General features: G+C 70.4%; 29 protein-coding genes and 2 tRNA genes. 15 read left to right on the top strand and 16 right to left on the bottom strand.

Features of this window, described 5'->3' with window-relative positions:
* Positions 1-752, top strand: a 752-nt coding sequence (locus ACYVK5_RS21295; protein WP_460707974.1) for a hypothetical protein, incomplete at its 5' end; no start/stop codon positions are given.
* 111 nt (positions 753-863) lie between these two features.
* Here the strand turns inward: ACYVK5_RS21295 and ACYVK5_RS21290 are convergent.
* On the bottom strand, positions 864-1,946 hold the full coding sequence (locus tag ACYVK5_RS21290) for a lytic polysaccharide monooxygenase (RefSeq protein ID WP_460707973.1): 1,083 nt from the start codon (positions 1,944-1,946) through the stop codon (positions 864-866).
* A gap of 103 nt (positions 1,947-2,049) precedes the next feature.
* Complete coding sequence (locus ACYVK5_RS21285; RefSeq protein ID WP_460707972.1) at positions 2,050-2,532, bottom strand: MarR family winged helix-turn-helix transcriptional regulator; 483 nt, start codon at positions 2,530-2,532, stop codon at positions 2,050-2,052.
* Between the two features lie 138 nt (positions 2,533-2,670).
* On the opposite strand from ACYVK5_RS21285, the gene ACYVK5_RS21280 reads away from it, so the two are divergent.
* From ACYVK5_RS21280 to ACYVK5_RS21255, 6 genes are all read left to right on the top strand, one after another.
* Complete coding sequence (locus ACYVK5_RS21280) at positions 2,671-4,020, top strand: FAD-binding oxidoreductase (protein WP_460707971.1); 1,350 nt, start codon at positions 2,671-2,673, stop codon at positions 4,018-4,020.
* Between the two features lie 293 nt (positions 4,021-4,313).
* Positions 4,314-5,750: an MDR family MFS transporter gene (locus ACYVK5_RS21275; protein ID WP_460707970.1), complete on the top strand. Its 1,437-nt coding sequence runs from the start codon at positions 4,314-4,316 to the stop codon at positions 5,748-5,750.
* 144 nt (positions 5,751-5,894) lie between these two features.
* Complete coding sequence (locus ACYVK5_RS21270) at positions 5,895-7,193, top strand: deoxyguanosinetriphosphate triphosphohydrolase (protein WP_460707975.1); 1,299 nt, start codon at positions 5,895-5,897, stop codon at positions 7,191-7,193.
* A gap of 236 nt (positions 7,194-7,429) precedes the next feature.
* On the top strand, positions 7,430-8,620 hold the full coding sequence (locus ACYVK5_RS21265) for an AI-2E family transporter (RefSeq protein WP_460707969.1): 1,191 nt from the start codon (positions 7,430-7,432) through the stop codon (positions 8,618-8,620).
* 10 nt (positions 8,621-8,630) lie between these two features.
* A complete protein-coding gene (locus ACYVK5_RS21260; protein WP_460707968.1) occupies positions 8,631-9,137 on the top strand; it encodes a hypothetical protein in 507 nt (168 codons plus the stop codon).
* A gap of 158 nt (positions 9,138-9,295) precedes the next feature.
* A tRNA-Asn gene (locus tag ACYVK5_RS21255) sits at positions 9,296-9,368 on the top strand.
* An 89-nt stretch (positions 9,369-9,457) separates the two neighbouring features.
* Here the strand turns inward: ACYVK5_RS21255 and ACYVK5_RS21250 are convergent.
* From ACYVK5_RS21250 to ACYVK5_RS21205, 10 genes are all read right to left on the bottom strand, one after another.
* The gene (locus tag ACYVK5_RS21250; RefSeq protein WP_460707967.1) at positions 9,458-10,639 is read right to left on the bottom strand and encodes a site-specific integrase; all 1,182 of its coding nucleotides are present in this window, start codon (positions 10,637-10,639) and stop codon (positions 9,458-9,460) included.
* A complete protein-coding gene (locus ACYVK5_RS21245; protein ID WP_460707966.1) occupies positions 10,636-10,857 on the bottom strand; it encodes a helix-turn-helix domain-containing protein in 222 nt (73 codons plus the stop codon). The genes ACYVK5_RS21250 and ACYVK5_RS21245 overlap by 4 nt, the downstream gene beginning before the upstream one ends.
* 167 nt (positions 10,858-11,024) lie before the next feature.
* Entirely contained in the window at positions 11,025-12,302 is a 1,278-nt protein-coding gene (locus tag ACYVK5_RS21240; protein WP_460707965.1) for a hypothetical protein, read from the bottom strand.
* Complete coding sequence (locus ACYVK5_RS21235; protein ID WP_460707964.1) at positions 12,299-12,769, bottom strand: hypothetical protein; 471 nt, start codon at positions 12,767-12,769, stop codon at positions 12,299-12,301. The genes ACYVK5_RS21240 and ACYVK5_RS21235 overlap by 4 nt, the downstream gene beginning before the upstream one ends.
* Positions 12,770-12,784: 15 nt before the next feature.
* Complete coding sequence (locus ACYVK5_RS21230) at positions 12,785-13,255, bottom strand: hypothetical protein (RefSeq protein WP_460707963.1); 471 nt, start codon at positions 13,253-13,255, stop codon at positions 12,785-12,787.
* Between the two features lie 129 nt (positions 13,256-13,384).
* A complete protein-coding gene (locus ACYVK5_RS21225) occupies positions 13,385-13,750 on the bottom strand; it encodes a hypothetical protein (protein ID WP_460707962.1) in 366 nt (121 codons plus the stop codon).
* Between the two features lie 2 nt (positions 13,751-13,752).
* The gene (locus ACYVK5_RS21220; protein ID WP_460707961.1) at positions 13,753-14,859 is read right to left on the bottom strand and encodes a hypothetical protein; all 1,107 of its coding nucleotides are present in this window, start codon (positions 14,857-14,859) and stop codon (positions 13,753-13,755) included.
* 2 nt (positions 14,860-14,861) lie between these two features.
* Entirely contained in the window at positions 14,862-17,036 is a 2,175-nt protein-coding gene (locus ACYVK5_RS21215) for an FtsK/SpoIIIE domain-containing protein (protein WP_460707960.1), read from the bottom strand.
* A complete protein-coding gene (locus ACYVK5_RS21210; protein ID WP_460707959.1) occupies positions 17,036-17,242 on the bottom strand; it encodes a hypothetical protein in 207 nt (68 codons plus the stop codon). Before ACYVK5_RS21210 ends, ACYVK5_RS21215 begins: the two co-directional genes overlap by 1 nt.
* Positions 17,243-17,255: 13 nt before the next feature.
* On the bottom strand, positions 17,256-17,540 hold the full coding sequence (locus tag ACYVK5_RS21205) for a DUF6284 family protein (RefSeq protein ID WP_460707958.1): 285 nt from the start codon (positions 17,538-17,540) through the stop codon (positions 17,256-17,258).
* Positions 17,541-17,757: 217 nt separating this feature from the next.
* On the opposite strand from ACYVK5_RS21205, the gene ACYVK5_RS21200 reads away from it, so the two are divergent.
* Together ACYVK5_RS21200 and ACYVK5_RS21195 are read left to right on the top strand one after the other, a co-directional pair.
* Positions 17,758-18,612, top strand: a complete 855-nt coding sequence (locus ACYVK5_RS21200) for a GntR family transcriptional regulator (protein WP_460707957.1) — start codon at positions 17,758-17,760, stop codon at positions 18,610-18,612.
* On the top strand, positions 18,609-19,250 hold the full coding sequence (locus ACYVK5_RS21195) for a bifunctional 4-hydroxy-2-oxoglutarate aldolase/2-dehydro-3-deoxy-phosphogluconate aldolase (RefSeq protein ID WP_460707956.1): 642 nt from the start codon (positions 18,609-18,611) through the stop codon (positions 19,248-19,250). The genes ACYVK5_RS21200 and ACYVK5_RS21195 overlap by 4 nt, the downstream gene beginning before the upstream one ends.
* Positions 19,251-19,611: 361 nt before the next feature.
* Here ACYVK5_RS21195 and ACYVK5_RS21190 read toward each other — a convergent pair whose 3' ends face one another.
* Positions 19,612-19,896, bottom strand: a complete 285-nt coding sequence (locus ACYVK5_RS21190; protein WP_460707955.1) for a KOW domain-containing RNA-binding protein — start codon at positions 19,894-19,896, stop codon at positions 19,612-19,614.
* A complete protein-coding gene (locus tag ACYVK5_RS21185) occupies positions 19,893-20,720 on the bottom strand; it encodes an HAD family hydrolase (protein WP_460707954.1) in 828 nt (275 codons plus the stop codon). Before ACYVK5_RS21185 ends, ACYVK5_RS21190 begins: the two co-directional genes overlap by 4 nt.
* 106 nt (positions 20,721-20,826) lie before the next feature.
* Between ACYVK5_RS21185 and ACYVK5_RS21180 the strand changes: the two genes are divergently transcribed.
* The 4 genes from ACYVK5_RS21180 (at position 20,827) to ACYVK5_RS21165 (ending at position 22,694) form a co-directional block, all read left to right on the top strand.
* A complete protein-coding gene (locus ACYVK5_RS21180) occupies positions 20,827-21,633 on the top strand; it encodes a GntR family transcriptional regulator (RefSeq protein ID WP_460707953.1) in 807 nt (268 codons plus the stop codon).
* A 4-nt stretch (positions 21,634-21,637) separates the two neighbouring features.
* A complete protein-coding gene (locus ACYVK5_RS21175; RefSeq protein WP_460707952.1) occupies positions 21,638-22,147 on the top strand; it encodes a GNAT family N-acetyltransferase in 510 nt (169 codons plus the stop codon).
* A 101-nt stretch (positions 22,148-22,248) separates the two neighbouring features.
* Complete coding sequence (locus ACYVK5_RS21170) at positions 22,249-22,521, top strand: hypothetical protein (RefSeq protein WP_460707951.1); 273 nt, start codon at positions 22,249-22,251, stop codon at positions 22,519-22,521.
* Complete coding sequence (locus ACYVK5_RS21165) at positions 22,515-22,694, top strand: hypothetical protein (protein ID WP_460707950.1); 180 nt, start codon at positions 22,515-22,517, stop codon at positions 22,692-22,694. Before ACYVK5_RS21170 ends, ACYVK5_RS21165 begins: the two co-directional genes overlap by 7 nt.
* A gap of 76 nt (positions 22,695-22,770) precedes the next feature.
* On the opposite strand, the gene ACYVK5_RS21160 is transcribed toward ACYVK5_RS21165, so the two are convergent.
* Positions 22,771-22,844: transfer RNA gene (locus ACYVK5_RS21160), tRNA-Ile, on the bottom strand.
* Positions 22,845-22,965: 121 nt separating this feature from the next.
* Positions 22,966-23,775: a hypothetical protein gene (locus ACYVK5_RS21155; RefSeq protein ID WP_460707949.1), complete on the bottom strand. Its 810-nt coding sequence runs from the start codon at positions 23,773-23,775 to the stop codon at positions 22,966-22,968.
* Between the two features lie 90 nt (positions 23,776-23,865).
* Between ACYVK5_RS21155 and def the strand changes: the two genes are divergently transcribed.
* Together def and ACYVK5_RS21145 are read left to right on the top strand one after the other, a co-directional pair.
* Entirely contained in the window at positions 23,866-24,351 is a 486-nt protein-coding gene (gene def / locus ACYVK5_RS21150; RefSeq protein ID WP_460707948.1) for a peptide deformylase, read from the top strand.
* A gap of 273 nt (positions 24,352-24,624) precedes the next feature.
* Positions 24,625-25,122, top strand: coding sequence for a DUF3145 domain-containing protein (locus ACYVK5_RS21145; RefSeq protein WP_460707947.1), 498 nt, complete (start codon positions 24,625-24,627; stop codon positions 25,120-25,122).
* Positions 25,123-25,174: the final 52 nt, after the last annotated feature.

Here is a 25,174-nt window from a genome sequence, read left to right as displayed (position 1 = left end):
GCTGGGAGCAGACCTCGGATACCGAGGCCGAGTTCGTCGTCGTGCTCGAAGAGGTCGAGTGCGACGAGATCGTCGTGCCGGAGAACCCCATGGTCACCCAGTCGGAGTGTGTCGATGGTGAGCCGACCGAGCCGACGATCATGCTTCCGGAGGACGGCGCGATCATGTACGTCGCTGATCCGGAGGGTCCGTATGAGCCGGGTCAGGAGGTCACGGTGACCGCGACGCTGACCGAGGGTCACGTGTGGGGTGAACTGCCCGAGGGTTGGGAGCAGGTCTCGGACTTCGAGGCGATCTACGTGGTCCAGCTCGAGGACATCGACTGCGACGTCCTCGTGCTGCCGGAGGACCCGATGGTGACCCAGTCGAAGTGCGTGCATGGTGAGCCGACGGAGCCGATGATCGTGCTGCCCGAGGACGGGGTCGTGACCTACGTCGCGGACCCGGAGGGCCCGTACGAGCCCGGTCAGGAAGTGACGATCACCGCGGAACTGGCCGTGGGGCACGGCTGGGGCGAGTTGCCGGAGAGCTGGAACCAGATCGGCCACCTCAAGGCCGAGTTCATCGTCCAGCTCGACGACATCGAGTGCGAGAAGCCGATGAAGCCGAAGCCCGAGCGGCCGAAGCCCGAGCCGCCGAAGCTGGCGGCAACGGGTCCGACGGGGTCCGGTGCGATGATCGGCTCGGCCCTGTTCATCGCCGCCGGTGCGATGCTGATGCTCGTCCGGCGTCGTCTGATCGACCTGCGCTGAGCGAGTAACCCGACTGCGGGGTGAGGCAGGTCGCCGAGGAGCTCATCGCCTCGGCGACCCGGCCTCACCCCGCAGTCGTGCGTTCGGACCCCGTCAGTCGATCGGACCCCGTCAGCCGATCGAGCAGGGTGTCCCGTTCAGGGTGGCGGCCGACGGCGTCGAGGGCCCGCCGTTCGCGAGATACCCGAACGTCGCACTGCCACCGGCCGGGATCGAGCCGTTCCAGGCGGCGTTGGAGAACGTGACCGTGTCGCCCGTCTGCGAGTACTCGCTGTTCCACGACTGGGTGACCGTGTCCCCGCCGGGGAAGATGACCTCGACGTCCCAGGTGCCCACGGCCTCCTCGGTGGTCACCTCGCCCCCGCCCTGGTAGCCGCCGCTCCAGGCGTTCACCGGGGTGATCGTGACCTCGCAGGCGCCCGGCTCCGGAGTCGACGTCCCGCTCGGCGTCGGCGTCGGCGTCGGTGTCGGGGTGGGTGTCGGCGTCGGCGTCGAGCTCCCGCCGAACACCACGTCAGAGCAGGCGTAGAACGCCTCGGGGCTGTCCGAGCGCTCCCAGATCGAGTAGATGATGTGGCGTCCCTCCTTGTTCGGCAAGGTCGCGTCCCAGTAGTACTCGGCCCCCTCCGGTCCGTCCTGCTTCGGTGGGTCGTACGCGACGTCGAACGGTTCGGGTTCCAGGTCGGACCACTTCAGGGGCTGGTTCGGGTCCCAGCCGTCCCGGGTGACGTACTGCATGAACTTGCCGGGATGGTCCGCCCATGCCGAGTACCGGAACGTGATGTGCTGCCCGGCGGTGACCTGCGTCGTCGGCCAGTCCGTGCCGCCGGGTCGCATTCCCGCGAAGTCGTCGCCCGGGCCGCAGAGGTTGCCGTCCGGGATGGTCTCGCGGTGCTGGTCACCGACGTTCGAGATGAGGTTGCCGAACCAGTTGTAGAACGCGTAGTTGCCGTACTGCTGCAGCGCGGCGGCGCACTTCGGGTTCTGCGGGTTCAGGCCGCCGCCCTCGCCGTTGTCGATGCCGTCGCGGTAACAGGCATAGGTCCGGGACTCGGGGAACAGGGTCGCGCCGTGCGCGCCCGCCGAGGGCGGTACCGGGTCGGCCACCACCACGAGCAGTGCCCCGAACAGCGCGAGCACCGCAGCCATCACCACTGTGCGCACCCGCGTGACTTTCTTCGTCGTTGCCGTCACTCGTCTCCACTCCTTCGTCGGTACGAGTTGTCGTCCACAGCGTCCGACGGCGGTCGTGGGCACGGTAGGCGCCGAAACGTGTAGGCACCTACGGCGTCGGCTCCTATGACTTCGGTTCCTGCGGCCAGTCCTCCGGGACGATGTCGCGCGCGCCCTCGGGGGCGGCCGCGGCGAGCCGGCCGAGGGCGTCGAGGAACCGGGAGACGTCGTCGTCCGAGCCGATCGCCGCCCGCAGCCGGCGGTCGTACTCGACGGCCGCGGTCCGCAGCTCGGAGAAGAGGCGGGCGCCGTCCTCGGTGACCTGGACCTGCTGCACGCGCCGGTTGTCGGGCACGCGGGTGCGGGTGACCAGCCCGTTGTCCTCCATCGCGCGCAGGTGGTGGGTGAGCGTCGCCTCGCGGATGCCGACCGCGCCGGCCAGCTCCCGCTGCGTGCGTGGCGGGTTCGTGCTGAGCGCGAGCAGGATGTGCCACACCTGCCAGGAGGCCCCGTGCTCGAGCAGGAGGGCGTCGAACCCGCGGATCAGCGGCTGCGCCGTCTTCCACAGCGCGACGGCGACGGGCCGCGGGCCGCTGGGGCGCGTCACCGGACCCGGTCCCTTCCCGCGGCGGAGTGGTGGCCGGGTGTGTCGCTCATGGATCGAGCCTAGCTGTAAACCCCTTGCCATCTAATCCTTCGAGATCTAATCTTCTGTCGAACGTGTGTCCCAGACCTGGAGGATCCCGTGTCTTTCGCTCCGCTCCACCCGTCCTTCGCCGCGCTCGCCGAGACCTTCGGCGACCGCCTGCTCACCCCCGCGTCACCTGATCTCGGCACCCTCGCGGCAACCGTGTTCGACGGCGAGCCGCGCGTCCCGGCCGTGCTCGCCCGGCCACGCACCACCGCCGAGGTGTCCGGCGTCGTCCGCGCCGCCCGCGACGCCGGCCTGCCGCTCACCGTCCGCTCGGGCGGCCACTCCTACGCCCGCAGTTCGCTGCTCGACGGCGGTGTCGTGCTCGACCTGCGCCTCATCGACGAGATCCGCATCGACCGGGAGGCCCGGATCGGGCGCGCCCAGGGCGGAGCAACCGCCGGGGCGTACACCACCGCTGCCGGAGAACAGGGCCTGGCCACCGGGTTCGGCGACACCGGCACGGTCGGTGTCGCGGGCCTCACGCTCGGCGGCGGGATCGGGTTCCTCAGCCGCCGCGACGGGCTGACGCTCGACAACCTGCTCGGCGCCGAGGTGGTCCTGGCCGACGGCGACGTCGTCGAGACCGGCCCGGACGCCGAGCCCGACCTGTTCTGGGCGCTGCGCGGCGGCGGCGCCGGGATCGGCGTCGTCACCCGGCTGGACCTGCGGCTGGTGCCGACCCCGGACGTGGTCGGCGGGCTGCTCGTCTGGCAGGCCGAGCCGGGCGTGCTGTCCGACGCCGTCGCGGCGATCGCCGCGGGCCCGGACGAGCTGTCGGGCATGGTCAACGCCATGATCGCGCCGCCCGCGCCGTTCCTGCCCGCCGAACTGCACGGCAAACCCGTGATCGTGGCACTCGTCTGCTGGTCGGGCGCGCCCGAGGTCGCGGCCGACGCCCTGGCTCCGCTGCGGGCGCACATCCCGCTCGTCGACCTCGTGGAGGCCAAGCCGTACCCGGCCATGTTCGAGGGCGGCGGTCCCGAGACGGCGGGCATGCGCGCCGTCGTCGAGACCGGTTTCACCGGTGTCCCGGACGAGGACACGGCCGCCGCGATGATCGACGCCGTCCGCACCGCCTCGGGCGGCCCGGCCGTGTTCAACCTGCGGGTCATGGGCGGTGCGATCGCGCGGGTCGGCGCCGACGAGACCGCGTTCGCCCACCGCGACCCCGCCGTGATGGCGACGGTCGCGGGGATGACGCCCGATCCGGCGAAGGAGGCCGAGCTGCGGTCCTGGGTGTCGGCCTCCGCCGCCCGGATCGCGGTGGACACCGGTCCCGCCTACGTGAACTTCCTGCCCGGCACCACCCCCGAGGACCTCGCGCGCGCCTATCCCGGCGCCACCGGGGAGCGGCTGCGAGCGGTCCGGGCGAAGTACGGCACCGTCGGCGCCTCCGACTGATCCGCGGATCCTCGCGCGAGCCGTGCAGCCTGTCACCCCGGCCGCATCCGCCGCGCGCGATCGGGCGCCGGCGACCCCCGGGCTTGGCCACCGGGAGTGGCCGGTCCGCCGCGGGGGCCGGAGCGGTCGGCCGATCTGCCCTGGATCGGCGCCCGGACGGCCCCTCCGTCCCCCGCGCGGCTCGGTGTCCCGCCGCGCCGTCGTCGGGAACGGCGAGCGGGAATAGAACGTGCCCTGGGCAACCTTGTATCAGGAGTGCACATTCTGACCGCCGGTGGCTCCGGGGCCGCCGCATGACCTCCGCCGCCCCTGCCCAGCCCGTCACCCGCCGCAGCGTGGGCCTGCGCTCGGAGCGCGGCCCGATCCTCGGCTCCCTGATGCTCGCGGCCGCGCTCGTCGCCCTGGACGCCACGATCCTGGCGACCGCGGCGCAGACGATCGCCCGCGACCTCGGGGACTTCGAGCGGCTGCCCTGGGTGTTCTCCGTCTACATGCTGGCGCAGGCGGTGAGCGTGCCCCTGTACGGGCGACTGGCCGATGTGCTCGGCCGCAAGCGCGTGATGCTCGCCGGTATCGGGCTGTTCCTGCTGGGCTCCGTGATGTGCGGGCTCGCGGTGTCGATGACCTGGCTCATCGTGGGGCGTGTCGTGCAGGGCCTCGGCGCGGGCGCCGTCATGCCGATGTCGATGACGATCGTGTCCGACGTCTACACCCTCGCCGAGCGCGCGAAGACCCAGGGGTACCTGGCGAGCGTCTGGGCGATGTCGTCCGTGGTGGGACCCACCCTGGGTGGTGTGTTCTCGCAGTTCGCCTCGTGGCGCTGGATCTTCTGGATCAACGTCCCGCTGTGCCTGCTGGCCGCCGGGATGCTGTGGCGCAGCTTCCACGAGTCGGAGCGCGACGGCCGGCGCGAGCCGATCGACTACATCGGCGCGGCGCTGCTCACCGCCGGCAGCTCCGCACTGCTGCTCGGCCTGCTGGAGGGCGCGTCCCTGCCGGTGGCGCTGACGGCCGGCCTGTTCGTGCTGGCTGCCGTCCTGCTGGGCGGCTTCGCCTGGTGGGGGCTGCGGACCGCCCATCCCGTGTTCGACCTGCGGGTGCTGCGCCGCCGCGTGATCGGGTCGTCCACGGCCGCCGCCCTGATGGTGGGCGTCATCGTGCTCGGGCTGTCCACCTACATCCCGATCTACGCGCAGGGTGTGCTCGGCGTCGGCCCGCTGATCGCCGGGTTCGCCCTCGCCGCGATGATGCTGGGCTGGCCCCTGACGGCGACCTGGTCCGGCAGCTTCTACCTGCGGATCGGGTTCCGGGCAACGAGCCTGATCGGCTCCACGCTGGTGATCGCGGGCTCGCTGCTCGCGGTGTTCCTCCTCGGCGAGGACTCAGCGGTCTGGCAGGTCGCCGCGACCACGTTCCTCATCGGCGCGGGCATGGGACTGACCGCGGTGCCGACCCTCATCGCGGCCCAGACCAGCGCGCCGTGGCACGAACGCGGCGCCGTCACCGGGATCAACATGTTCTCCCGGTCGATCGGGTCCGCCGTGGGCGTGGCGGTCTTCGGCGCCATCGTCAACGCACACGCGGCAATAGGCCCGGACGGCACCCCGGAGGGCCCGGGTCTCGCGCAGGCGATGCACCTGGTCTTCCTCGCGACGGCGGCGTGCTCGGCACTCATGCTCCTCGCGGTCGCCCTGATGCCGAAGGACCGCCCGGCCCCGGCCGAGGCATAGCGACGGCCTCTCCCGGCCGGGAGGGCGCGCGCGGGCGGCGCCCCGGGCTCCCCGTCTGGGCCACCGTGGCTGAGACGCCCCACGGGCAGATCGTTCACCCGCGGGACCGGACGCGTGCCGGGGCTGTCCGTCACCAGGGATAGCCTGGTGGACGTGAACGAGACATCCGGGCCCGCCGCTCCGGCGTCGTACACGCAGTCCGACGTCGAGCGGTGGGTCACGGAACCGCCCAAGTCCATCTCACGCACGCCCTTCGAACGCGACCGAGCCCGCGTCGTGCACTCCTCGGCCCTGCGCCGCCTCGGCGCCAAGACCCAGGTACTCGGCGCCGGGCACGACGACTTCGTCCGCACCCGCCTCACCCACTCCCTCGAGGTCGCGCAGGTCGGCCGCGAGACCGGCCGCAGCCTCGGCTGCGACCCCGACGTCGTCGACACCGCCTGCCTCACCCACGACCTGGGCCACCCGCCCTTCGGGCACAACGGGGAGACGGCGCTCGCGGAGCTGGCCGAGCACATCGGTGGCTTCGAGGGGAACGCCCAGACGCTGCGGCTGCTGACCCGGCTGGAGCCAAAGGTCTTCGCGGAGGACGGGCAGCCCGTCGGCCTGAACCTGACGCGGGCGACGCTGGACGCGAGCGTGAAGTACCCGTGGGCGTACGGGTCCGGACCCGAGCGCCCCGACGGGCAGCCGAGCGGCAAGTTCGGCGTCTACGCGGACGACGTCCCGGTGTTCACCTGGCTGCGCGAGCGCGCCCCCGTCGGCGTGAAGTGCCTGGAGGCACAGGTCATGGACCTGGCCGACGACGTCGCCTACTCCGTGCACGACGTCGAGGACGGCGTGGTGGCGGGCCGGATCGACCTCGACCTCATGGCCCACGCGGAGGAACGGGCGCGCGTGGCCGAGCACGTGCGCGACTGGTACGGCGCGTGGTACTCGGCCGACGACGTCGTGGCCGCGATCGGCAGGCTCCAGGACTACCTGCGCGGCGAGGGCTACCTGCTGCGCGCCTACGACGGGTCGCGGCGGTCGCTGGCGTCGCTCAAGGACATGACGAGCCAGCTCATCGGCCGGTTCGCCGGCGCGGCGGTCGCCGCGACACGGCGCGAGTACGGGGACGGCCCGCTCACGCGGTACGCGGCGCGGCTGATGGTTCCCGAGGAGACCGAGCTCGAGATCCTCGCCCTCAAGGGGATCGCCGTGACGTACGTGATGGCGCCCCGCGGCATGGAGCCGCGCTACGAGCGCGAACGGGAGATCCTCACCGACCTGGTGCGCGCGCTCACCGATCGCCCGGACGAGCTGGAACCGTCCTTCGCCGCGGACTGGAAGGACGCTGCCGACGCCGCCGCGCGCCTGCGCGTGGTGGTCGACCAGGTGGCGTCACTCACCGACCTGTCGGCCCTGGCACTGCACGCGCGGCTGGTGGGGCCGGGCGGCTGACGCGCCCGGGTTCGGTCCGGCCGGGCGGACGCCCAGGCCCGCACCGGCCACGATCGCCGTCCTGCCCATGTCAGCCTCCCGAGCTACGTTGTCGTGCACTGGTGCCGTCCTGATTCGGGCGAGGCCGAATCGGCGCTGTCACGAAGACTGGCAAACCGATACATTTCCTCCGTTGCGCTACGCGGCCCGCCCGCATGGTGCGGCCGACCGAGAAGACACCGAGGACAGGAGCGGCCATGACCACCCACGCGCCGGTACGGAACGCCGGCCCGGAAGAACCGAGCACGACAGCGGACGTCGCGACCGCCGTCGTCCCCGAAACGAGCCCCTCCAGGCCAGACCGCGCCTGGCTGCGCGCCACCGGGGACGCCGCGTGGCGGTTCATCGGTATCGCCGCCGCGATCGGCCTGGTGGTCTACCTGGTCGGCCTCGTGCAGATCGTGTTCGTGGCGGTGTACCTCGCGCTGGTCCTCACCGCTATCCTGCTGCCGCTGGGCAATCTCTACGACCGTGCCCTGCCGCGCGGCCTCGCGATGATCGCGTCGCTGCTGACCCTGCTGGCGGTGGTGGGTGGCCTGACCGTGTACGTCGTCTCGACCATCGCCGCGCGCGCCGACGACCTGGCCGACCAGCTCACCACCGGTCTCGACTCCCTGGCCGCGTCCCTGCCGTTCGACGTCGGCACCAGCGAGGACTGGCTCGCCGACGGCGGCGTCTGGTTCGAGGAGAACAGCGGGGCGGTCATCGACCAGGCCCTGCAGGGCGCTAACCTCGCCGCGACCGGCGCCACCGTCGTCGTGCTCGCGATGTTCCTCACGATCTTCTTCCTCACCGGTGGCGGCGCGATCTGGCGGTGGTTCGTCACACAGCTGCCCGCACGGCTCCAGGACCGGTGGGAGCTCGCCGGCCGGACGGGCTGGCGCACCTTCTCGGGCTACACGCGCGGCATCGCGTTCGTCGCGCTGGCCGACGCGACGATGGCCGGCGTCTTCCTGACCCTCATGGGCAACCCGCTCGCGCTCCCGCTCACGGTGGTCGTGTTCCTGGCGGTGTTCGTGCCGATGGTCGGTCCGGTGGCCGCCATCATCATCAGCGCGGTCGTCACGCTTGCCACCGGGGATCCGACGTCGGCGATCATCGTCGCCATCGGGATGACCGTCATCGCCCAGATCGACGCCAACGTGCTGCAGCCCCTCATCACCGGCAAGCAGGTGAACCTGCACCCGGTCGCGATGGCGCTCGCCATCACCTGCGGAACGGTGCTCGCCGGGCTGCTCGGCGCCGTGATCGCGGTCCCGCTCACGGCGGTGACCTGGGCGGTGTTCAGCGGGCTGCGGCGTCGTTCCGGCACCGCCGTGGACGACGTGCCCGACGACGGTGCGGGCGCGCCGACGCCGGGACCGGACCGGACGGCCCCGGCGCAGTAGCGTGGCGCTCATGGAGATGTTCCTGCGCCTGCCCGAGCCCGTCCGCGCCGCGCTCCGCTCACACGGCGCGGACCGGCCGCTGGCCCGGACCGAACTCGACGACGGCGGCTGGGCGTTCGCGTCACGGACCGCGCTCATCGTGACGGGCGGCGGCGAGGTGACCCTCGACCGCGAGTGGTGCGACGTCGACCGCGCGACCGCCGATCCCGAGAGCGGCACCATCACGGTCGAATGGGTCGACGGCGGTGCCCCGCTGGTGCTGCACCTCACCGCGAAGGGGCGTACCTCCTTCCCGCAGATGCTGCGCGAGCGGGTGCAATGGTCCGTGGTGCATGCCGCACCCGTGAACCTGCCGGACGGGCGGTCCGCGCGGGTCGCGGTGCGGCGCAGGGCGAACGGGGACATGTTCTCCCAGGTGGTGGGCGGTGCGGACCTCGACCTGAACGATCCGGCGGTCGCCGCGGCCGTCGACGCAGCCGAAGCCCGAGCGCGTTCGGCCGTCGGCCTGCCGATGTGAACCGGGGCGCGAACCAGCGGCCCGCTGAGCGCTCACCGCACCCGGCGGCGGTGTGATCGACGTCGCTCGGACGGGCCCGGATTTCGATTCGGGCTCACCGCGTCGGACCTGCTACTCTTTTGCAGGTCGCCGGGCGGGACACCGGACGGGCGGCACGATCCCCCGTAGCTCAGCTGGCAGAGCGTCCGACTGTTAATCGGCAGGTCACTGGTTCAAATCCAGTCGGGGGAGCCCACAAAACAGCAGGCCAGAGCCTCTACGGCTCTGGCCTGCGGTTCGTTCTGATGTCGCCGCTACTCCGTGAGTAACAAAGTGAGTAACTACGCCGGTACTTGATCCCCGAGTAGCGAGTCGAGCGCGCGTGCCCCCGACTGGATCACCGGGCGGAGCTCGTGCCGGTAGACCCTCTCCGTCACGGCAGTGCTGCTGTGCCCGACCAGGCGCGAGATCTCCTCGATCGGAACCTGCCCGCTGGACATCAGCGACACGAACGAGTGGCGGAGCTCGCGAGGCGTCCACTCGGCGGGGTTGATCCCCGGAGCCAGGCGGAGCGCCTTGCGGAAGTCGCGGCGGGTGTTGTCCGCCGACATCCCTGTCCCCACGCCGGTCGTGAAGACGAGGCCGGTCTCCTTCCATCGCGGCCCGGCTGCGAGGCGCTTCTCCTGCTGCCACACCCGCTGACGGCGGAGCACCTTGATTGCGATCGCTGGCAGTTCGAGCGTGCGTCGGGACTTGGGCGTCTTCGTGTCACCTCCGAATCGCTCAGAGCGCCAGACCTCCACGTGCGGCGGCACTCCTGCGACCTCCTCGGGCTCCAGGTGGACCCGGTCCCAGGTGAGCGCCCGGACCTCTTCCGTGCGGAGCCCGACCGTGAGCGAGACGACCACGTACGGGTACATCCAGTGCTCTCGGCTGTGCTCCAGGATCGCCTCCACCTGAGCCAGCGTGAGCGACCTGGACGGGCGGCCCTTCTTCTTCCCCTTGGGCACGGTGCAGAGCTCGACCACGTTGCGGTCGACGTAGCCTCGGGCCATGGCGCGCTTGATGGAACGGTTCAGGGTCGAGTGCACCTTCTTCAACATGCCGGTTCCGAGTGTGTCAGTGAGCCCTTCGAGCCACTCATCGAGCTCCTGAGCTCGAAGGTCCTTGAGGCGTCGGCCGGAGAGGTGCGGCTCGATGTAGAGCCTGTAGTTGTCGCGGTTCTCCTTGATGGTCTTGGGCGCTTCCCCGGTCTGGCCATAGTCAAGCCAGTCCCTTACGGCGTCGCCCACGGTGCGGTACTCGGCGGCAACGACGAGACCGGACTCGTAGGCCTTGACGCGCTTGCGCATCTCGCGGAGCGCCTCGGCCTCAGTCTTACCCGAACCGCGCCGCACGATCCGCTTTCCACGGCCGTCGTAGCCGACCGTCGTCACGGCGATCCAGCGCTGTCGCTTCTCGTTCCAGGACAGGCCACCCTCACCGTTCGGGCGGCGCTTCTTCTCGTCGGTCTTCTTGCTCATGCTGCACTCCAGAGGGTTTCGACGTACTCGGACAGGGCGATCACGGGGACGAGTCGGCGGGTGCCGATCTTCACGGAGCGGAGCGCGCCGGAGCGGATCAGCTCGTAGGCGGTGCACCGCGAGATTCGGAGCGCTTCGGCGGCTTCCTCGACGCGGTAGAGCACCGGGACGACGGGGGTGGGTTGGGTCGCGGCGGTGGTGCTGGTCGGGGTACTCATGCGGCGGTCTCCTTGCACGAGTGGGCGGGGCATCGGGTGTGGCTGGAGGGGGTTAGCCCTGGCATGTGCCAGGGCTAACCCGCCATGGCTTGTTTCGGTGTCTGACCTGGGGTTTTAGGCCTGGTGTTTTAGCCCTGGTAGGCCTGGCATGTGCCAGGGCTATGGGGCTACTCGCGGCGGTGGAGCATGACGCGGGTCTGTCCCCGGTACTCGTCGTCGGTGCGCACGGCGAGGCCGCGTCGGATCAGCTCGTCGGCGGCGGCCTCGAAGTAGTCGCGCAGGTTCTTGCCCAGCCCGGACCGGATGCCGCTGGCGGGGGCGGGCTCGCTGGTGAGGCGGGCGAGGATCTTGCTCGCGGTGCGCTGGACAGCGGCGGCGTCCTGGTGTTCGTCGAACGCGGCGCGGGCCTCGGCCCGCTCGCGTACGGCCTGCTGAGCGTCGGCGTGCAGTGCTTCACGCATGCGCTGGCGGGTGCGGTCCGAGACGCCCATCACGTAGTCGCCCAGGTGCCAGTCCGTTTCGGTGACCTCGGTGCGCCCGGCCAGGAGCGCGAGCAGGGCCGCGACCTTGAGCCGCACCAGGGATTGCTGCCCGTTGTCGTCGGTGAGTTCCTCGCGGAGCCGGGCGCGGCGTTCGGCCTGGAGTTCGGCCTTGATCGACCCCGCGACGATCAAGGGCATGCGGCCTGCGTGGGTGGCCAGCACGGGCGAGCACCACGCGAGCGGTTCCGGGGCGGGCGGGAGTACGTCCGGGGCGCCAGGGTCGGTGGCAGGCATCCACAGGAACCGCTGAGGCGTGCCCCCCGCCGCGTCGTCGAGTAGCGGCCCCGCCTTGCGAGGCTGGACCCCGGCCACGAGAGCGGCACGGTAGGAGTGCGCCGGCACGATCTTGCGGCGCGTGGCGTCGGCGTTCTGGAAGCCGAGACCTTCCCCGGTGAACATCTTGCGTACCTCAGAGGCGAGGGTGGAGGCCTTGCGTCCGACCAGGGCCGTGAGGGTGTCGACCTCGGGGACGTCGAACCACACGGAGTGGAGCGCGGGCACGTCCTCGCCGCTCTCGTCCTGGTCGGTGAACACGTGCGCCATGCCCTCACCCGAGCCGAGGGGCCGCTCGACGATCAGGCGCCCGCCACCGGGCGGGATGCTGAGGAATCCCTCAGCGGCGCGCGTCGCGACGCCCTTGCCGACGCCGGACGGCGCGACCAGGCCCACGAACAGGTTCAAGCTCGCGACGGCGCTGGAGTCGTTGCCCAGGGGCGGCAGGACGACCACGGGCGGCACCGACAGGGCGACGCGGGCGAGCACGCAGCCCAGGACGGCCCAGGGTGAGGCCATGGCGGCGCGGGCGTACTGGCGCACGGCCGCGAGTTCGGGGCGCGCCTCCCAGAACACGGATTCCACGTCCATGGTGTCGGTGTCGGGTGGGGTGGTGGGGATCGTGGTCATGACTGGTCCTCGCCCTCGCCCTCGTCGTCGGCCTGGTGCTGGCGGCGGTTCTGGAGTTCGCGTGCGACGCGGGCGGCCTCGGCGGCGGTGCCCTCGTCGTCCCATCCGCCGTCGTAGCCCTCGCCGTACATGCGTCCGGGTGCGTCGTTGGGCACGATGCGCACGGCGGGGGCGAGGATCGTGGCGCGGAGCTTGTCGGCCTGGTGGGCGTGGATGTCGCCGACGATGCCGCACAGCGCGCACACGTCCACGTGCCCGGCCTCGGGGTGGGGCACGGGTGCGGCCTCGCGGTGGGTCTCCAGCACGGCGGCCAGTTCCAGCACGTCCAGGGCCGCGTCCAGCGCCCGGCGGGCGATGGTGCGCCAGTAGGCGCGGGTGCGGGTCTTGCGTCGCTCCCACGGGATCGAGCCATCGGGGCGGGTGTAGGCGGCGCGTGCGGCGCGCTCCAGCGGGCTCGGTGTGGTCATGGCGAGTGTCTCCGTTCAGGCGGCGGCCGGGCGAGCGGCCTGGGACGGGCGGGGGGCGGGGTTGATCTGGGACGGTGCGGGCAGCGGGTGGGCGGACTCGAACGGGCCGGGCATTGCGTCCATGGCGTCCTGCCGCGAGCGGGCGCGAGCGGCGCGGGCGCGTTCAATCGCAGCGGTGTCGTGGTGGCCCGCCTGTGCGGCCAGGCGGGCGCGCCGGTCGCACAGGTCGGCGTAGGACGGCTGACCGGCCCGGGCCAGGAGTTCGGCGCGGTACCCCGCCCAGCGGGCGGCGAGCTCGGCCTCGACCTGGCGGCGTCCGGCAGCGATGCCGTCGGCGTGCCCGGCGTCGTAACCCTCGGTCCACAGCGCCCGCCCGAGCGGCGAGGCGGGCGAGGCGCCCACGTGCTCACCGGTCGCGTAGCCGTCGAGCCACGCGGCCACGCATCGCGGATCGGGCCGGGTGTCGTGCGGTGTGGTGCTGGTCATCGCGGTGTTCCTTCCCGTTTTTGGCATGGGTCAGGTAGGGGCACGGCGGGTAGTGGTAGCGCCCGCCGTGCCCTGGCGGGGGTGGGGTTTCGCGGGGAGAGCGGGGTTGGCAGCCGGGCCGCTACCTCGCTACTTCCGCAGAATCACGGGGTTTTCGCCGGTAGTGGCGGCGCTACTGGTAGCGGGGGGTTCCGCTACCGGAGCGGGCGTTGCCGGGGCGGCCTCGGCGGCGGGGGCGGGTGGGTCACCGAGGGTGATGCGGAACAGGATTCCGAGCAGCGCGGCGGCGAACGCGACGACGGCGAGCAGGGCGGCGACGGCCGCGATGATCCGCAGGTCGGCCTTCATGGCGGCGATCGTGGCCGCGACGGTGAGAGCGAACAGGACTCCCACGTAGCTGATGCCCTTCTCGACCCCGGCGACCAGGGCGCGCGCGTCCCGGATCAGCTCGGCGGCCTCGGGCGAGGACTGGTCCAGCCGGTTCGGGGCGGTCATGGTCAGTTCACCTCCGCGAGCACCGGCGCCACCGTGGGCGCAGCGTCGTTCGTCGTGACCAGGGGCGTGAGGGCGTCAGCGCGGGCCTCGGACAGCAGGCGGCGTGCGGTGCGGTCGCTCACGTCGTGTCCGGCGCCGGACAGGGCGGACATCGCATCGGATGCGGTGGCGTTCGGCTGGTCGGACAGGAGCCCGGCCACGATGGCCAGGCGTGCGGCCTTGTCCGCCCCGGCAGGCCGGGCAGGACGCGGGGCACGGCGGGGCGTGCGGCGGGTCCTGTCCGCCCGGACACGGGCGGAGGGTGCGGAGTTGTCAGCCCGGATGTCCGCGACCTCGGCGGCCACGTGTCCGGCCGCCTCGATCGCGTACCTGTCCGGGTCCGTGTCCGGGCTGGACAGGCGGACAGGGGTGGTGTCCTGTCCGGGGGTGAGGATGGCGGACAGCCGCGCCCGGTCCTCGGTGTGCAGGCGGGCCACGTCGGCGGTGCCCTCGCCCACGGCGCCCAGCGCCTCGCACCAGGTGGCGACCTGTCCGCGCATGGCCTCCGGCGGCACGGTGCGCAGCGCGACCGCGCGTGCCCGGCGACGCCGCGCCTCGGCGGCGGCGAGGCGGCGCCCGCCGTGGTGCTGGGCGCGGAACAGGTCCTCGGTGGCCAGGAACAGGGCGTGCATGCGGCGGGCCTGGCGGGCGCCGGTCCAGGACTGCCCAGTGGCGAGGTGCCGGTCTCCGATGAGCGCGAGGTGCCACATCAGGGCGGCCAGGAGCGGCACGAGGAACCGGAACACGGCCGCGCCGGGCGCGTGGCCGATGTACAGCTCGTGCCAGGCCGCGAACGCGCCCGACGCGGAGCTGAGCGCCCACGTGAGCGTCAGGAGCGTCCCGCCGGGCCGGTTGTCCTTGGCGGCCTCCCGCGCCAGGAGCGCGACGGTGACGAGGGACAGCTCGAAGACTCCGGCGGTGGCGTAGGCGGTGGGCGCGTCCATGGCGAGCACGTCGATGCCGAACGCGACCATGGCGAGGTAGGCGCCCACGGTGGAGATGAGCGCGACCGAGACGGCGGTGGCCAGCACGAGGCCGCGGGAGCTGGCAGGGCGGGTGAGAGCGGGCATGGTCAGTCCTCCTTGTCGTTCGTCGTGGCGGTGTCGGTGGTGCCGAGCTCGGCAGTGATGTGGGCGCGGGTCAGGCCGTTCTGCACGCCACCACCGGGGCGCTTGACGGACTTCGCGGTGATGCCGTGCGGCTTGACGGCTGCGGTGACCTGGGGGCCGGTCCAGCCCTCGTACAGGGCGGGCTTGTGCTCCGCGAGACGTTCGGCCAGGACCGAGGACCAGATCTTGCCGTTGGGCCACTCCGGGTCGGTCTCGGGCCAGACCGCGATCAGGTGATCGAGGATGGTCGAGTGGTCCGTGTCCGCGGCGATCTCGCCCGCGGCCTCGCCGGTGAGCAGGCCGCGTGCTTCGCGGACGGCGCGGGCGCGCTCGACGATCTTGTCCGCGAGTTCCCCGTCGATGTACGCGGCCCGCACGAGCTGCGGGTCGGACTTCTCCCCGGCCAGCAGCGCGATGCCCTTGTCTTCCTGGGAGAAGATCGTGGCGCGGTGCCCGGCCTTGTACATGCTGGTGCCCAGCACCATGTCGTTGGTCGTCTGGTCACCCACGCGCAGGCAGGCGCGCAGGGAGATGAGCGCGGAAATGCTGGTGGGGATGGCGTCCTTGTTCGGCCGCTGGGTCGCCAAGATCCCCATGATCCCCAGCGCCCGGCCGCGGCGCTTGATGTCCTCCACCAGCGGCTCGACCTCGGGCGCCTTGAACCCGAGCTGTGACTCGTCGATCACCAGCAGCAGCGGCTTGAACCCGTACGGGTTACTCACCGCGGCGAGTTCGTCGGTGACCTTGGACTCCAGCGCGACGCTGCGGGGCAGGGACCGGATGACCTTCGCCCGGCGGCGCATCTCGGCGTGCACGGCCTTGAGGTCAGCGACCAGCGCCGCCAGGTCGTCCGGGTCGTCCCCCGAGCGGCACACGTGCGCGATCGGGGCGAACGGAAGCAGGTCGCCGGTGCCCTTGAGCTCGTGAATGTGCAGCTCGGTGCGCGGGTCCAGGGCGGCGGCCATGATCAGCACACGCAGCAGGAACGTTTTGCCCATGCCGGGCAGGCCACCGACGAGCACGTTGTTGTACATCAGGGAGGTGGTCACGGGCCGTCCGCGCTGGTCCTGCCCGATCTCCAGAGCCTCGAACACGTTCGTGGTGCCCTTGAGCCGGTACTTGAACGGCACCACGCCCCGCTCGGACAGCGCCTTGTCAGCGATGTACAGGTTCAGGCGCGACGGGTGCGCCTTGGGGTTGCCCTCAGGCCACACGCAATCGATCGGGCGACGCAGCGCCGCCGCCAGGCGCTCCTTGCGCTCGATCACATCCGCCGCGGTAGCGCCGGGCGGCAGGTCGATGTGGATCTCGACCCCGCCCGTGGCCGGGAAGATGCGCAGCACCTTGATCTCCGCGTTCCCGCGCTTGGCCTCCCCCAGCGAGCCGAGGCCCAGGGTGAGCAGCGCTTCCTGTACGACGTCGACCGTGAGCTTGGGGACCTCGCTCGTGGCGGCCTCTGTGATCGGTGCGGACACACGGCGGGTGCCCACGATCCCGAACGCGGTCACGGCCGCGGCGCCAGCCGACAGCGCGGCGACGGTCAGGCCGTCCTGCCCGGCGTTCGCGTACGTCGTCACCCCGGCGACCCCCAGCAGGGCGCCCGCGGCGGCGAGGCCACCGAGGCGGGCGCGCACGCCGTCAGCGTGTTCCTTGCGCAGCGTCTTGTACTCGGCCGTGCCACGAGCACCCGCGATCAGCGCGGCGCGCTTGGCCTTGTTCTCCGAGTCCAGCACCCAGCGGGCCACAGCCTTGGTGCAGACACCCAGGCCAACGGCGGAGCGGCCCAGGAAGCGGGGCAGGTACAGGAACGGCGCCCGCACACCGTGGTGCGCGCTCCAGGTGGCGACGAACTTCGCGTGCCGGCGGAACGCCGGGACGAACACGTCCCACGAGGTCAGCCACTCCGGCAGCACCGGAACCTCACGATCCCCATGGTGCTCGATCACCCGCGCCGGACGGGCGGCGACCTCGGCCGACGACGGCGCCGGAGCGTCGATCACCTCGGGTGCGGGGTTGTCCTGGTCGGGCGGGACCATGCCCTGGTCCAGCCCGCCGGTCACGGGCGGGTTGTTGCCGTTGACCAACTCGGCCAGTTCGGCATCGGTCGGCGTCCAGCCGTCGTGCTCGTGGCCGCTCATCAGGCGCCCGCCGCGCTGGAGATGGCCTGCACGATCGAGTCCAGGGCGGACTGGAAGCCGCCCAGGATCGTCGGACCCCACGCCGTGGCGGCCAGGGCCAGGCCGAACAGGACGCCCAGCGTCCACGAACCGCCGCCGATGCGCTTGAAGTAGAAACCGGCGACCGAGGCGACCAGCAGGACGAAGAACAGAGACATCGTGACCATGGGTTTCTCTCCTTCAGGCAGCAGCCGACGCAGGCGCGGCGGCCAGGGAACGGGAACGGATCGAACGACGGCCGCCCTCCGGACGGACCTTGACGACCGCCACACGGGCGGCCCGCGACTTGCGCGACACCGCAGCCAGAGCGGCCACGGCCTGACGGTGACGACGCACCGCGACCTCACTCGGACGCGCGGCCAGGACGCACTCCGCGTCCACCACCGCGCACTCGGCCTCGATCACCGGCCACTCAGCCTCGATCACGGCCAGAGCCCACGACGACGGCTCGACTTCCTTGTCCATTGCTTCCCCTTCACTTCGGCGAGCTGTGAGCCGGATCAATGACCCCACTCACAGACCTGATGAATGGAAACCTAACAGTAGACCTGTCCAACCTGTCAACTGATTGGCCGCCGCGGGCGCGACTTGGCAGACGCGTGCGATGGGTGGATGATCGGTGGCAGCCCAGTTGTTAGGCCTAAACTGATCAGTTGAACGCTCACGATGTGAGGTAGGTCACATGTCGCAGTACAGCGCCGAACACGTCGGCGGCAAGAAGCTCGACCGCGTCGAGCACATCCTCAGGAACGACATCGAGGCGGGCAGGCTCCGCGATGGCGAAGCGCTCCCCTCGACCCGCGCGCTTGCCGAACAGATGGGCGTCAGCGTCTGGACGATCAACAAGGCCATGGAGCAACTCGCCGCCGAGGGTCTCGTCGAGAACGTCTCCCGCTCGCGCCGCATCGTGCGCAGCGGCATCACGCTCCAGGCCGCGACCGACGAGACGCGCAAGCCGCACACGTTCCTCATCGGCGGCTACGCCGGTTCGGGCAAGTCGGAGCTTGCACGGGTGCTCTCACGCCTCACCGGGTCGGCCATCATCGACAAGGACACCATCACCCGGCCCGTCGTCGAGCGGCTCCTCGAAGAGCTCGGACGGCCCTCATACGACCGCGAGTCTCCCGCGTACCTGGAGCACGCCCGGCCGCACGAGTACGAGGCTCTCCTATCCACGATCCAGGAGAATGCAGACGTGGGCCTCGGCGTGATCGCGACCGCGCCGTTCATCCGCGAGTTCCAAGACCCGGCATGGATCGAGCGTGTGAACACCCGCCTCGGCGCGGCCGGGGTCGGCCTGACCCTCGTGTGGGTGCAGTGCGACGCGAGCACGATGCTCACCTACCTCAAGCGCCGAGGCGCGGCCCGCGACACCGCCAAGCTCGCCAACTGGGCGGACTACCTCGGCGGGGTCGATCTGGCCTACCGGCCCGTAGCGGAGCACTTCATCATCGACAACTCCGCGACGAGCGAACCACTCCAGGCGCAGGCATCACGGATGCTGGCTACGGTCCACAGCGGAGCGGCGGCCGGATGAGTGCCGCTGACGCGATCCGTGAGTCTCGACTCGTCGCGATCCTCCGCAGCAACGACACCACGCACCTTGCGTCGGCAGCCGAGGTGCTCGCCGACGAGGGAATCCGCACGATCGAGTTCCCCCTCACTCGCCCCGAGACGCTCGCCGTCGTCACAGCGACCGCTACCCGCCTCGGCGCCGACGTTCACGTCGGCGCCGGGACGGTGCGCACCATCGACGACGCTCGACGCGCCATCGACGCCGGAGCCACGTTCCTGGTTGCCCCGGGCCTGTCCGTACCCGTCGTCGAGTACGCCCACCAACGCGATGTGACGATGCTTCCGGGTGTCTTCACGCCAACCGAGGTCGATCACGCCGCACAGGCGGGCGCGGAGCTCGTGAAGCTCTTCCCTGCGAACTCCCACCGCCCGGAGTTCCTCCGACAGCTGCGCGCCCCTCTTCCCGACGTCGGCGTCATGGCAACCGGCGGCGTCACCTTAGACGACGCCGGAGCCTGGCTCGACGCCGGAGCCGCCGCACTGGGGATCGGCTCGCCCCTCACAGGCGACAGCGTGACCACGGGCAAGCTCGACTCGCTCCGCACCTCAGCGCGTTCCTGGCGTGCGATAGTGGCAGCCGCCGCAGTCGTCTCGGAGTAACAAACCGAGTAACTACCCGCACATGAGCGGGGCGACGCGAGCAGACGCCCACAGACTGGCGGCGTCCGGCTGGCGTCCACTCCGGGCGGTCCGGGCGGTCTCGATTTCGACTGTTAATCGGCAGGTCACTGGTTCAAATCCAGTCGGGGGAGCCCACAAAACAGCAGGCCAGAGCCTCTTGGCTCTGGCCTACTGTTCGTTCTGGGGTGGTGAGGCGGGTTAGCGGCAGACGCTCGCCATCTGGCCGCACGTCAGCATGCTCACGTAGCACGGTGCTGGTGCTCTCACCGCCGTGTCTGGGACGCGTGCCGTGCGGCCAGCAGTACGGCGAGCAGGAGGATGTAGGCCGTCACCAGCCAGTTCATGGTGTGGTCAGGTCTGCGGGTTCGAGTTCGTGGGTGGCCAGGAGTGCCCGGTCGAAACCGCGTTGGCCGATGTACACGCGGATGGGCCACGCTCCAGGCAGGTCGACCTCGACGACCATTCCGAGCGCGCCGAGCAGCAGGCGTGGCCCGTCCACGATGCGTACCCGGTCGCCGACCAGCCAGGTGCGGGACGGGCTCACCGAGCTGGTGGAGTCACCGACGGTCTGGTCGCCCCAGCCGTCCAGGGCCTCGTGCTGGGTCTGCTCGTCGGGCGTGTTCATCGGGTCACCGCCGTCGGCCATCCGGCGATGGAGCGCAGTACGGGCAGCACGCCGTCGTCGGTCAGTGTTCCGGTGACCCGGTTCGCGGCTTCGCGGACGGTCATCGGCGAGTGCCCCATGGCTATCCCGCGGGCTGCCCATCGCAGCATGCTGATGTCGTTGTCGGAGTCGCCCACCGCGACCGTGCGTGTCGAGGCGATTCCGGTGGCGATGCGTACTCGTTCCAGGGCGACCGCCTTGGAGACCCCGCCGGCGGCGACGTCGGTCCATTCGGCGTGCGGGGCGTGTGAGCTCAGGCCCATCTCCCGCAGGGGATCGACCAGCCAGCCCGCACCGGCGCCGACCAGGGCCAGGCGTGGGCTGGGGGCGGCCCAGAGTCCTTCGAGGTTGGACATGTACAGGTTGCCGGGCAGTTCGTGGGACTCGAACCGGTCGGTGACCCGGTACCCGTCTCCCGGGATCTCGGCGGCCATGCGCAGGCGCAGCTTCGGAGCGACGAACCGCACCACGGCCTGGACATCGAGCGAGGAGCGCTCGACGATCTTGACCTTGCCGCCCACGATCCGGGCCGTGACCGCACCGTTGGACGTGACCAGCCAGCCGTCACGGATCCCGAGCTGCGACGCCACCGGCACGGCACCGATCAAGGAGCGACCAGTCGCCAGGACCACGCAATGCCCCGCGCTCAAGACAGCGCGCACCGCGTGAACGACGGCGTCCGACGGCGGACGACCGGTCTCCTGGAGCGTGCCGTCGATATCCAGGGCGACGAGCCACTTTGAGGGCAAGGGGGCGGCTGCCTTGGTGGTTTGGACCGTGATCACGGGCGGGCCTCTCGCGAGTAGGGAGTTGGTGCAGCTGGCCGAGTAACTGGCTTAAGCCAGTAGTCTGACGGTAGACTGGCTTGAGCCAGCTACGCAAGGGGGTGGCGTGAACCAGTTCGCTAGCGTTGCGGTCATGCCTGCTCAGCGACCCCATGCCGATCACGCCGACGCGCGTGCGATTGCCGCAGCTCTGCGGGAGGCGATCCATTCAGGCGAGTACAGCGTCGGCGACCGGCTTCCGTCCGAGCGTGTGCTTGCTGAGACGTTCCAGAGCGCGCGGAATACGGCTCGGGCTGCCGTGCAGGAACTCATCCAGGAGGGCTTGGTCCGGTCCGAGCACGGTCGCGGCTACTTCGTGCGCGAGCGGCCTCGCTGGATGCGTTTCGGCCGCATGCGCTACGCGGCCCCGATGCGTGCGGTCACCACCCACGGCCCATTCGGCGCCGAGGCGAGAGCTCAGGGCAAGACCCCTCGCGTCGAGGTCCGCAGCGCCGAACGCATCCCCGCCGACGCGCATGTCGCCGAACGGCTCGGCATCGAGCCCGGCGCTGACGTCGTACGGCGTGAGAACCGGTATTACGCTGACGAGATCCCGATGCAGATCGGCACGACGTTCATACCGTGGTCCATCGCCCAGGGCACCGCTCTGGCCAGGGCCGAGAATCTCGGCAAGCGCAGCCTGTACGGGCGCCTCGAAGACGCCGGCTACACCATCGCGCACATCCGCGAAGAGATCACCGCCAGGCCTGCTACCCGAGAAGAAGTCGAAGCCCTCGACCTGCCGGCGGGCGTGCCCATGATCGACCTCTGGCACACCGGCATGACCGCCGACAAGTACCCGTTCGAAGTGACGAACTTCCGCATGCGCGCCGACTACTCGGCGCTCGACTACGACATGCCTGTGGAGTACTGAACCCATGACCCTCACCATCCGCCTCCGCCGCGACGAAGACGTCCCCGGCCTCGCCAGCGCTCTGGTCCGCGTACACGAACTGGACGGCTACCCCGTCGAAGGTGTCGCTGACTCTGAGGTATGGCTCCGCCACGACCAAGAACTACGCAGCTGGACCGCCCTCAAGAACGACACCCCCATCGGGCAGATCACGCTGACCCGCGCAGAGGCCGACGACGACGCCGCACGCGCCTGGCACGAGCACACCGGGGGCGACATCGACCGCCTGGCCATCCCCGCAAGACTCTTCGTGGACCCCGATCACCGAGGCGGCGGTGTCGGACGACTCCTCATGCGGACCGCGCTCGACTACGCCCGAGCCCAGGGACTCGCGATCGCGTTCGACGTCATGCTCAAGGACCACGCCGCCATCCGCCTCTACCTGAGCCTCGGAGCCCAGCACATCGTCGACCTCACCCACCACTACGGCGACGGCCTCACCGAACCCGCCGCCGTCTACGTCATGCCCCAGTGAAGAGAAGCCGGAACGGAGGGTTGCCCCGGGAGGCAGATGGAGCCGCACCGCCCGCCCCAAAGGGCGACATTGCGGCGACACTTGTGGCTAGGCTCGGGGCCATGAGGATGACGGCACCCGGTGTCTGGCTCTCGCACTACCAGTACTTCTCTTCGGGCAGGGACGGCACCTTCGAAGGGCTGCACTACGTCGTGCTGCTCCAGCACGACTCCCAGCTGACGGTGCGATCACTGCCTGGCGCCAGCTCGAACCCGGACTCGAACCTGTCCATGGACCTCGCCATCGAGGGCAACGTGGTCACGGCTGGCGTGAAGAAACCTCGCGTGAGGGCTACTACCGGGGCGCCGTCTACCACGGCGCGATCCAGATGCTGATCGAGCCGACCGGGCGCAGGATCACCGGCACGTGGGTGGGGTTCGGTCGCGACATGGACGTGAACAGCGGCCCCTGGACGCTGGTCTTCCAGGACGCCAGCACATCCCAGGCGACCATCCGCAACTACAGTCGACCACCCGAGCCCGGCGGCGACCAGTTCGGCCAGGCGTAGTGGTGAGTTTCCGGTGACCTCGACCCTCGTCACGAAATGAGGAGGCCCGGAATCCGCAAGATTCCGGGCCTTGAGGTGCCCCGTCTGGGACTTGAACCCAGGACCGACGAATTATGAGTTCGCTGCTCTGACCGACTGAGCTAACGGGGCGTGAGGCGCCTCGCCCCCCCCGCGGGCGGACGGTTGCCGCGAGGAGGAGCCTACCTTGCGGAGCGGATAAATCCGTGGTGCCCAGGGGTGTCGCGACATGCGGCACACGCCGCGTACTGCCTCAGCGCGCCCTCCTGGTCTCGGACCTGCCTTGGTTCGTCAAGCGCCAACGCCGCACACTGATGGACTGATAGGAACGGTTGAGGAGTTGTGCCGCCACTGCTGGAGGGTTGGACCGCACGACCTCGTCCTGCTCCGGCGTCCAGGCGCGCTTCGTGACCCCGTAGCGGCTGGAGGGAGGCGTCCACTCGGCGATCGCGCGTGCGGCCGCTTGCTTGCGGCGCATTCCTAGCGCTCCGTCGTAGTACGCCCATGTGGCAAGCTTCTCTGCCGCAACGTTGGTGACCATGATGTTGAACACGTCATCGCGTGTGTTCCGGCGTGCAGTTCTCACGACACCGCACACGTCTTCGATCGTCGCGCACATGAACGCTGCGAGTGCGGGACTGGCCGTGGTGAAGCTGACGAATGGATATCCCTTCGCGGTGAAGCCGAGTGAGCCGTCGCCGTCCAGGAGCCCGCGGGTGTAGTCGGCGGCTGAGAACTTGTGGGCCGGCGGGGCCACGGTCGAAGACTTTGGTCCCGTGGGTATGCCGGCCGTTGCGAAGAACCGCCGTGCCTCCTGTGCGCAGATGCGGAGCGTCATGGTCGTGTACGCACCTCGCGAGAAGTTCGTTGTCCGGGTGCGAGTGCGCATCGTCGCACGCCACGGCACAGCGGCTGCAATGCGTTCGAGTAGCTCGCCGTCGCGTTCGCTGAGTTCGATCTGCAGTCGCCCTTTGCGGTCCGGATGCCCGTCGTGCGATCCATCTGTAGCGAGCAGGCCTGCCAGGTGTGAGAAGAGAGGTTGGGTCAACGCGCTGATGTCCACGCGTCTAGTCTTCCATAGGTTATGTTCGGGAGTGACCGGCATCACCCGGCGTGCACGGACTGTCAGTGTGACGTGGAAGAATCTGCGTCCATGGCGATGCGTGAGATCCGGGTGATGCCCGACCCCGTCCTGCGGACCCCCTGCGATCGGATCACGAAGGTGGACGATCGCGTACGCCGGCTCGTGGCCGACCTCGTGGAGACCGTCGACGCCGAGGGGCGCGCCGGCCTGGCGGCCAACCAGATCGGGGTCAGCCTCCGGGCGTTCTCGTGGAACCTCGAGGGCGAGATCGGCTACGTGCTCAATCCCACCATCGTCGAGCTGGGGGAGGAGACGCAGGGCGGCGGTGAGGGCTGCCTGTCCGTCCCGAACCTCTGGTACCCGACCGTCCGGGCGAACTACGCGCGCGTGGTGGGCACGGACCTGGACGGCAACGAGGTGGAGGTCTCCGGCGAGGGCCTGATGGCGCGCTGCCTGCAGCACGAGTGCGACCACCTCGACGGCAAGCTCTACCTGGACCGGCTCGAACGCGAGGCCCGCAAGGAGGCCATGCGTGAACTGCGCGCACGTCTCTGAGCTCTCATCCAACAACTCCTCAGGTTTCACCCAGTTCTTGACTTGGACGATGGTCCAAAAAGTCCGTTAAAGCGGTAATCTGGAACCGAAAGTTGATGGAAAGGTGAAATTTCTCGCCGTAAACACGCTACTTCGCGTGCAACTGGCCGGGGAGTCGTGCAGGATGGGCAGCGGACGTAGTAGTGCAGGCGGACACCACGCATGATGCCCGGCCACAGCGCCACCGCCCGGTGAGGACGTAGGGGAAGACGTGCCTCGACCAGGGAGGAAGACATGGCCGGCGGAATTGTTCGTGGCGTGCTGTTCGTGCATTCTGCGCCCCGTGCCCTCTGTCCGCACATCGAGTGGCAGGCAGGCGGTGTCCTGGACCTACGGGTCACCATGGACTGGACACCCCAACCCGCGGGGCGCGGGCTCTACAGAACTGAATACTCATGGCAGGGGCCGCAGGGGACGGGCGCCAAGCTGGCGTCCGCCCTGCGTGGCTGGGATCACCTGCGGTACGAGGTGACGGAGGAACCGAGTCAGGGCGTCGACGGCGCTCGTTGGTCGCACACTCCGGACCTCGGCATTTTTCATGCCATGACAGATGTCCATGGCAACATCGTCATCTCCGAGGACCGGGTGCGGGCCGCGCTCGACCACGGCGACCCCCGCGCGATACGTGACGCCCTGGACCTCGCCCTGGGCGCGGCGTGGGACGACGAACTGGAGCCCTTCCGCCAGGCGGGTGCGGGCGCCCCGGTGCGCTGGCTCCACCAGGTCGGCTGATATGTGGGGCGGTTTGTCAAGGGGGCAGGTTGGGGCCGCCGGCCGGGCTGGG

The organism is Myceligenerans halotolerans (assembly GCF_054782975.1).
Note: the sequence above shows the minus strand (reverse complement) of the source record. Positions and strands in the feature narration are given on the sequence as shown.

What these genes read in the sequence shown, in the direction of transcription:
- ACYVK5_RS21275 (WP_460707970.1), top strand. Translation starts at nt 4,314, where the DNA reads ATGACCTCCGCCGCCCCTGCCCAGCCCGTCACCCGCCGCAGCGTGGGC.
- ACYVK5_RS21265 (WP_460707969.1), top strand. Translation starts at nt 7,430, where the DNA reads ATGACCACCCACGCGCCGGTACGGAACGCCGGCCCGGAAGAACCGAGC.
- ACYVK5_RS21260 (WP_460707968.1), top strand. Translation starts at nt 8,631, where the DNA reads ATGGAGATGTTCCTGCGCCTGCCCGAGCCCGTCCGCGCCGCGCTCCGC.
- ACYVK5_RS21250 (WP_460707967.1), bottom strand. Translation starts at nt 10,639, where the DNA reads ATGAGCAAGAAGACCGACGAGAAGAAGCGCCGCCCGAACGGTGAGGGT.
- ACYVK5_RS21245 (WP_460707966.1), bottom strand. Translation starts at nt 10,857, where the DNA reads ATGAGTACCCCGACCAGCACCACCGCCGCGACCCAACCCACCCCCGTC.
- ACYVK5_RS21240 (WP_460707965.1), bottom strand. Translation starts at nt 12,302, where the DNA reads ATGACCACGATCCCCACCACCCCACCCGACACCGACACCATGGACGTG.
- ACYVK5_RS21235 (WP_460707964.1), bottom strand. Translation starts at nt 12,769, where the DNA reads ATGACCACACCGAGCCCGCTGGAGCGCGCCGCACGCGCCGCCTACACC.
- ACYVK5_RS21230 (WP_460707963.1), bottom strand. Translation starts at nt 13,255, where the DNA reads ATGACCAGCACCACACCGCACGACACCCGGCCCGATCCGCGATGCGTG.
- ACYVK5_RS21225 (WP_460707962.1), bottom strand. Translation starts at nt 13,750, where the DNA reads ATGACCGCCCCGAACCGGCTGGACCAGTCCTCGCCCGAGGCCGCCGAG.
- ACYVK5_RS21220 (WP_460707961.1), bottom strand. Translation starts at nt 14,859, where the DNA reads ATGCCCGCTCTCACCCGCCCTGCCAGCTCCCGCGGCCTCGTGCTGGCC.
- ACYVK5_RS21215 (WP_460707960.1), bottom strand. Translation starts at nt 17,036, where the DNA reads ATGAGCGGCCACGAGCACGACGGCTGGACGCCGACCGATGCCGAACTG.
- ACYVK5_RS21210 (WP_460707959.1), bottom strand. Translation starts at nt 17,242, where the DNA reads ATGGTCACGATGTCTCTGTTCTTCGTCCTGCTGGTCGCCTCGGTCGCC.
- ACYVK5_RS21205 (WP_460707958.1), bottom strand. Translation starts at nt 17,540, where the DNA reads ATGGACAAGGAAGTCGAGCCGTCGTCGTGGGCTCTGGCCGTGATCGAG.
- ACYVK5_RS21200 (WP_460707957.1), top strand. Translation starts at nt 17,758, where the DNA reads ATGTCGCAGTACAGCGCCGAACACGTCGGCGGCAAGAAGCTCGACCGC.
- ACYVK5_RS21195 (WP_460707956.1), top strand. Translation starts at nt 18,609, where the DNA reads ATGAGTGCCGCTGACGCGATCCGTGAGTCTCGACTCGTCGCGATCCTC.
- ACYVK5_RS21190 (WP_460707955.1), bottom strand. Translation starts at nt 19,896, where the DNA reads ATGAACACGCCCGACGAGCAGACCCAGCACGAGGCCCTGGACGGCTGG.
- ACYVK5_RS21175 (WP_460707952.1), top strand. Translation starts at nt 21,638, where the DNA reads ATGACCCTCACCATCCGCCTCCGCCGCGACGAAGACGTCCCCGGCCTC.
- ACYVK5_RS21170 (WP_460707951.1), top strand. Translation starts at nt 22,249, where the DNA reads ATGAGGATGACGGCACCCGGTGTCTGGCTCTCGCACTACCAGTACTTC.
- ACYVK5_RS21165 (WP_460707950.1), top strand. Translation starts at nt 22,515, where the DNA reads ATGCTGATCGAGCCGACCGGGCGCAGGATCACCGGCACGTGGGTGGGG.
- def (WP_460707948.1), top strand. Translation starts at nt 23,866, where the DNA reads ATGGCGATGCGTGAGATCCGGGTGATGCCCGACCCCGTCCTGCGGACC.
- ACYVK5_RS21145 (WP_460707947.1), top strand. Translation starts at nt 24,625, where the DNA reads ATGGCCGGCGGAATTGTTCGTGGCGTGCTGTTCGTGCATTCTGCGCCC.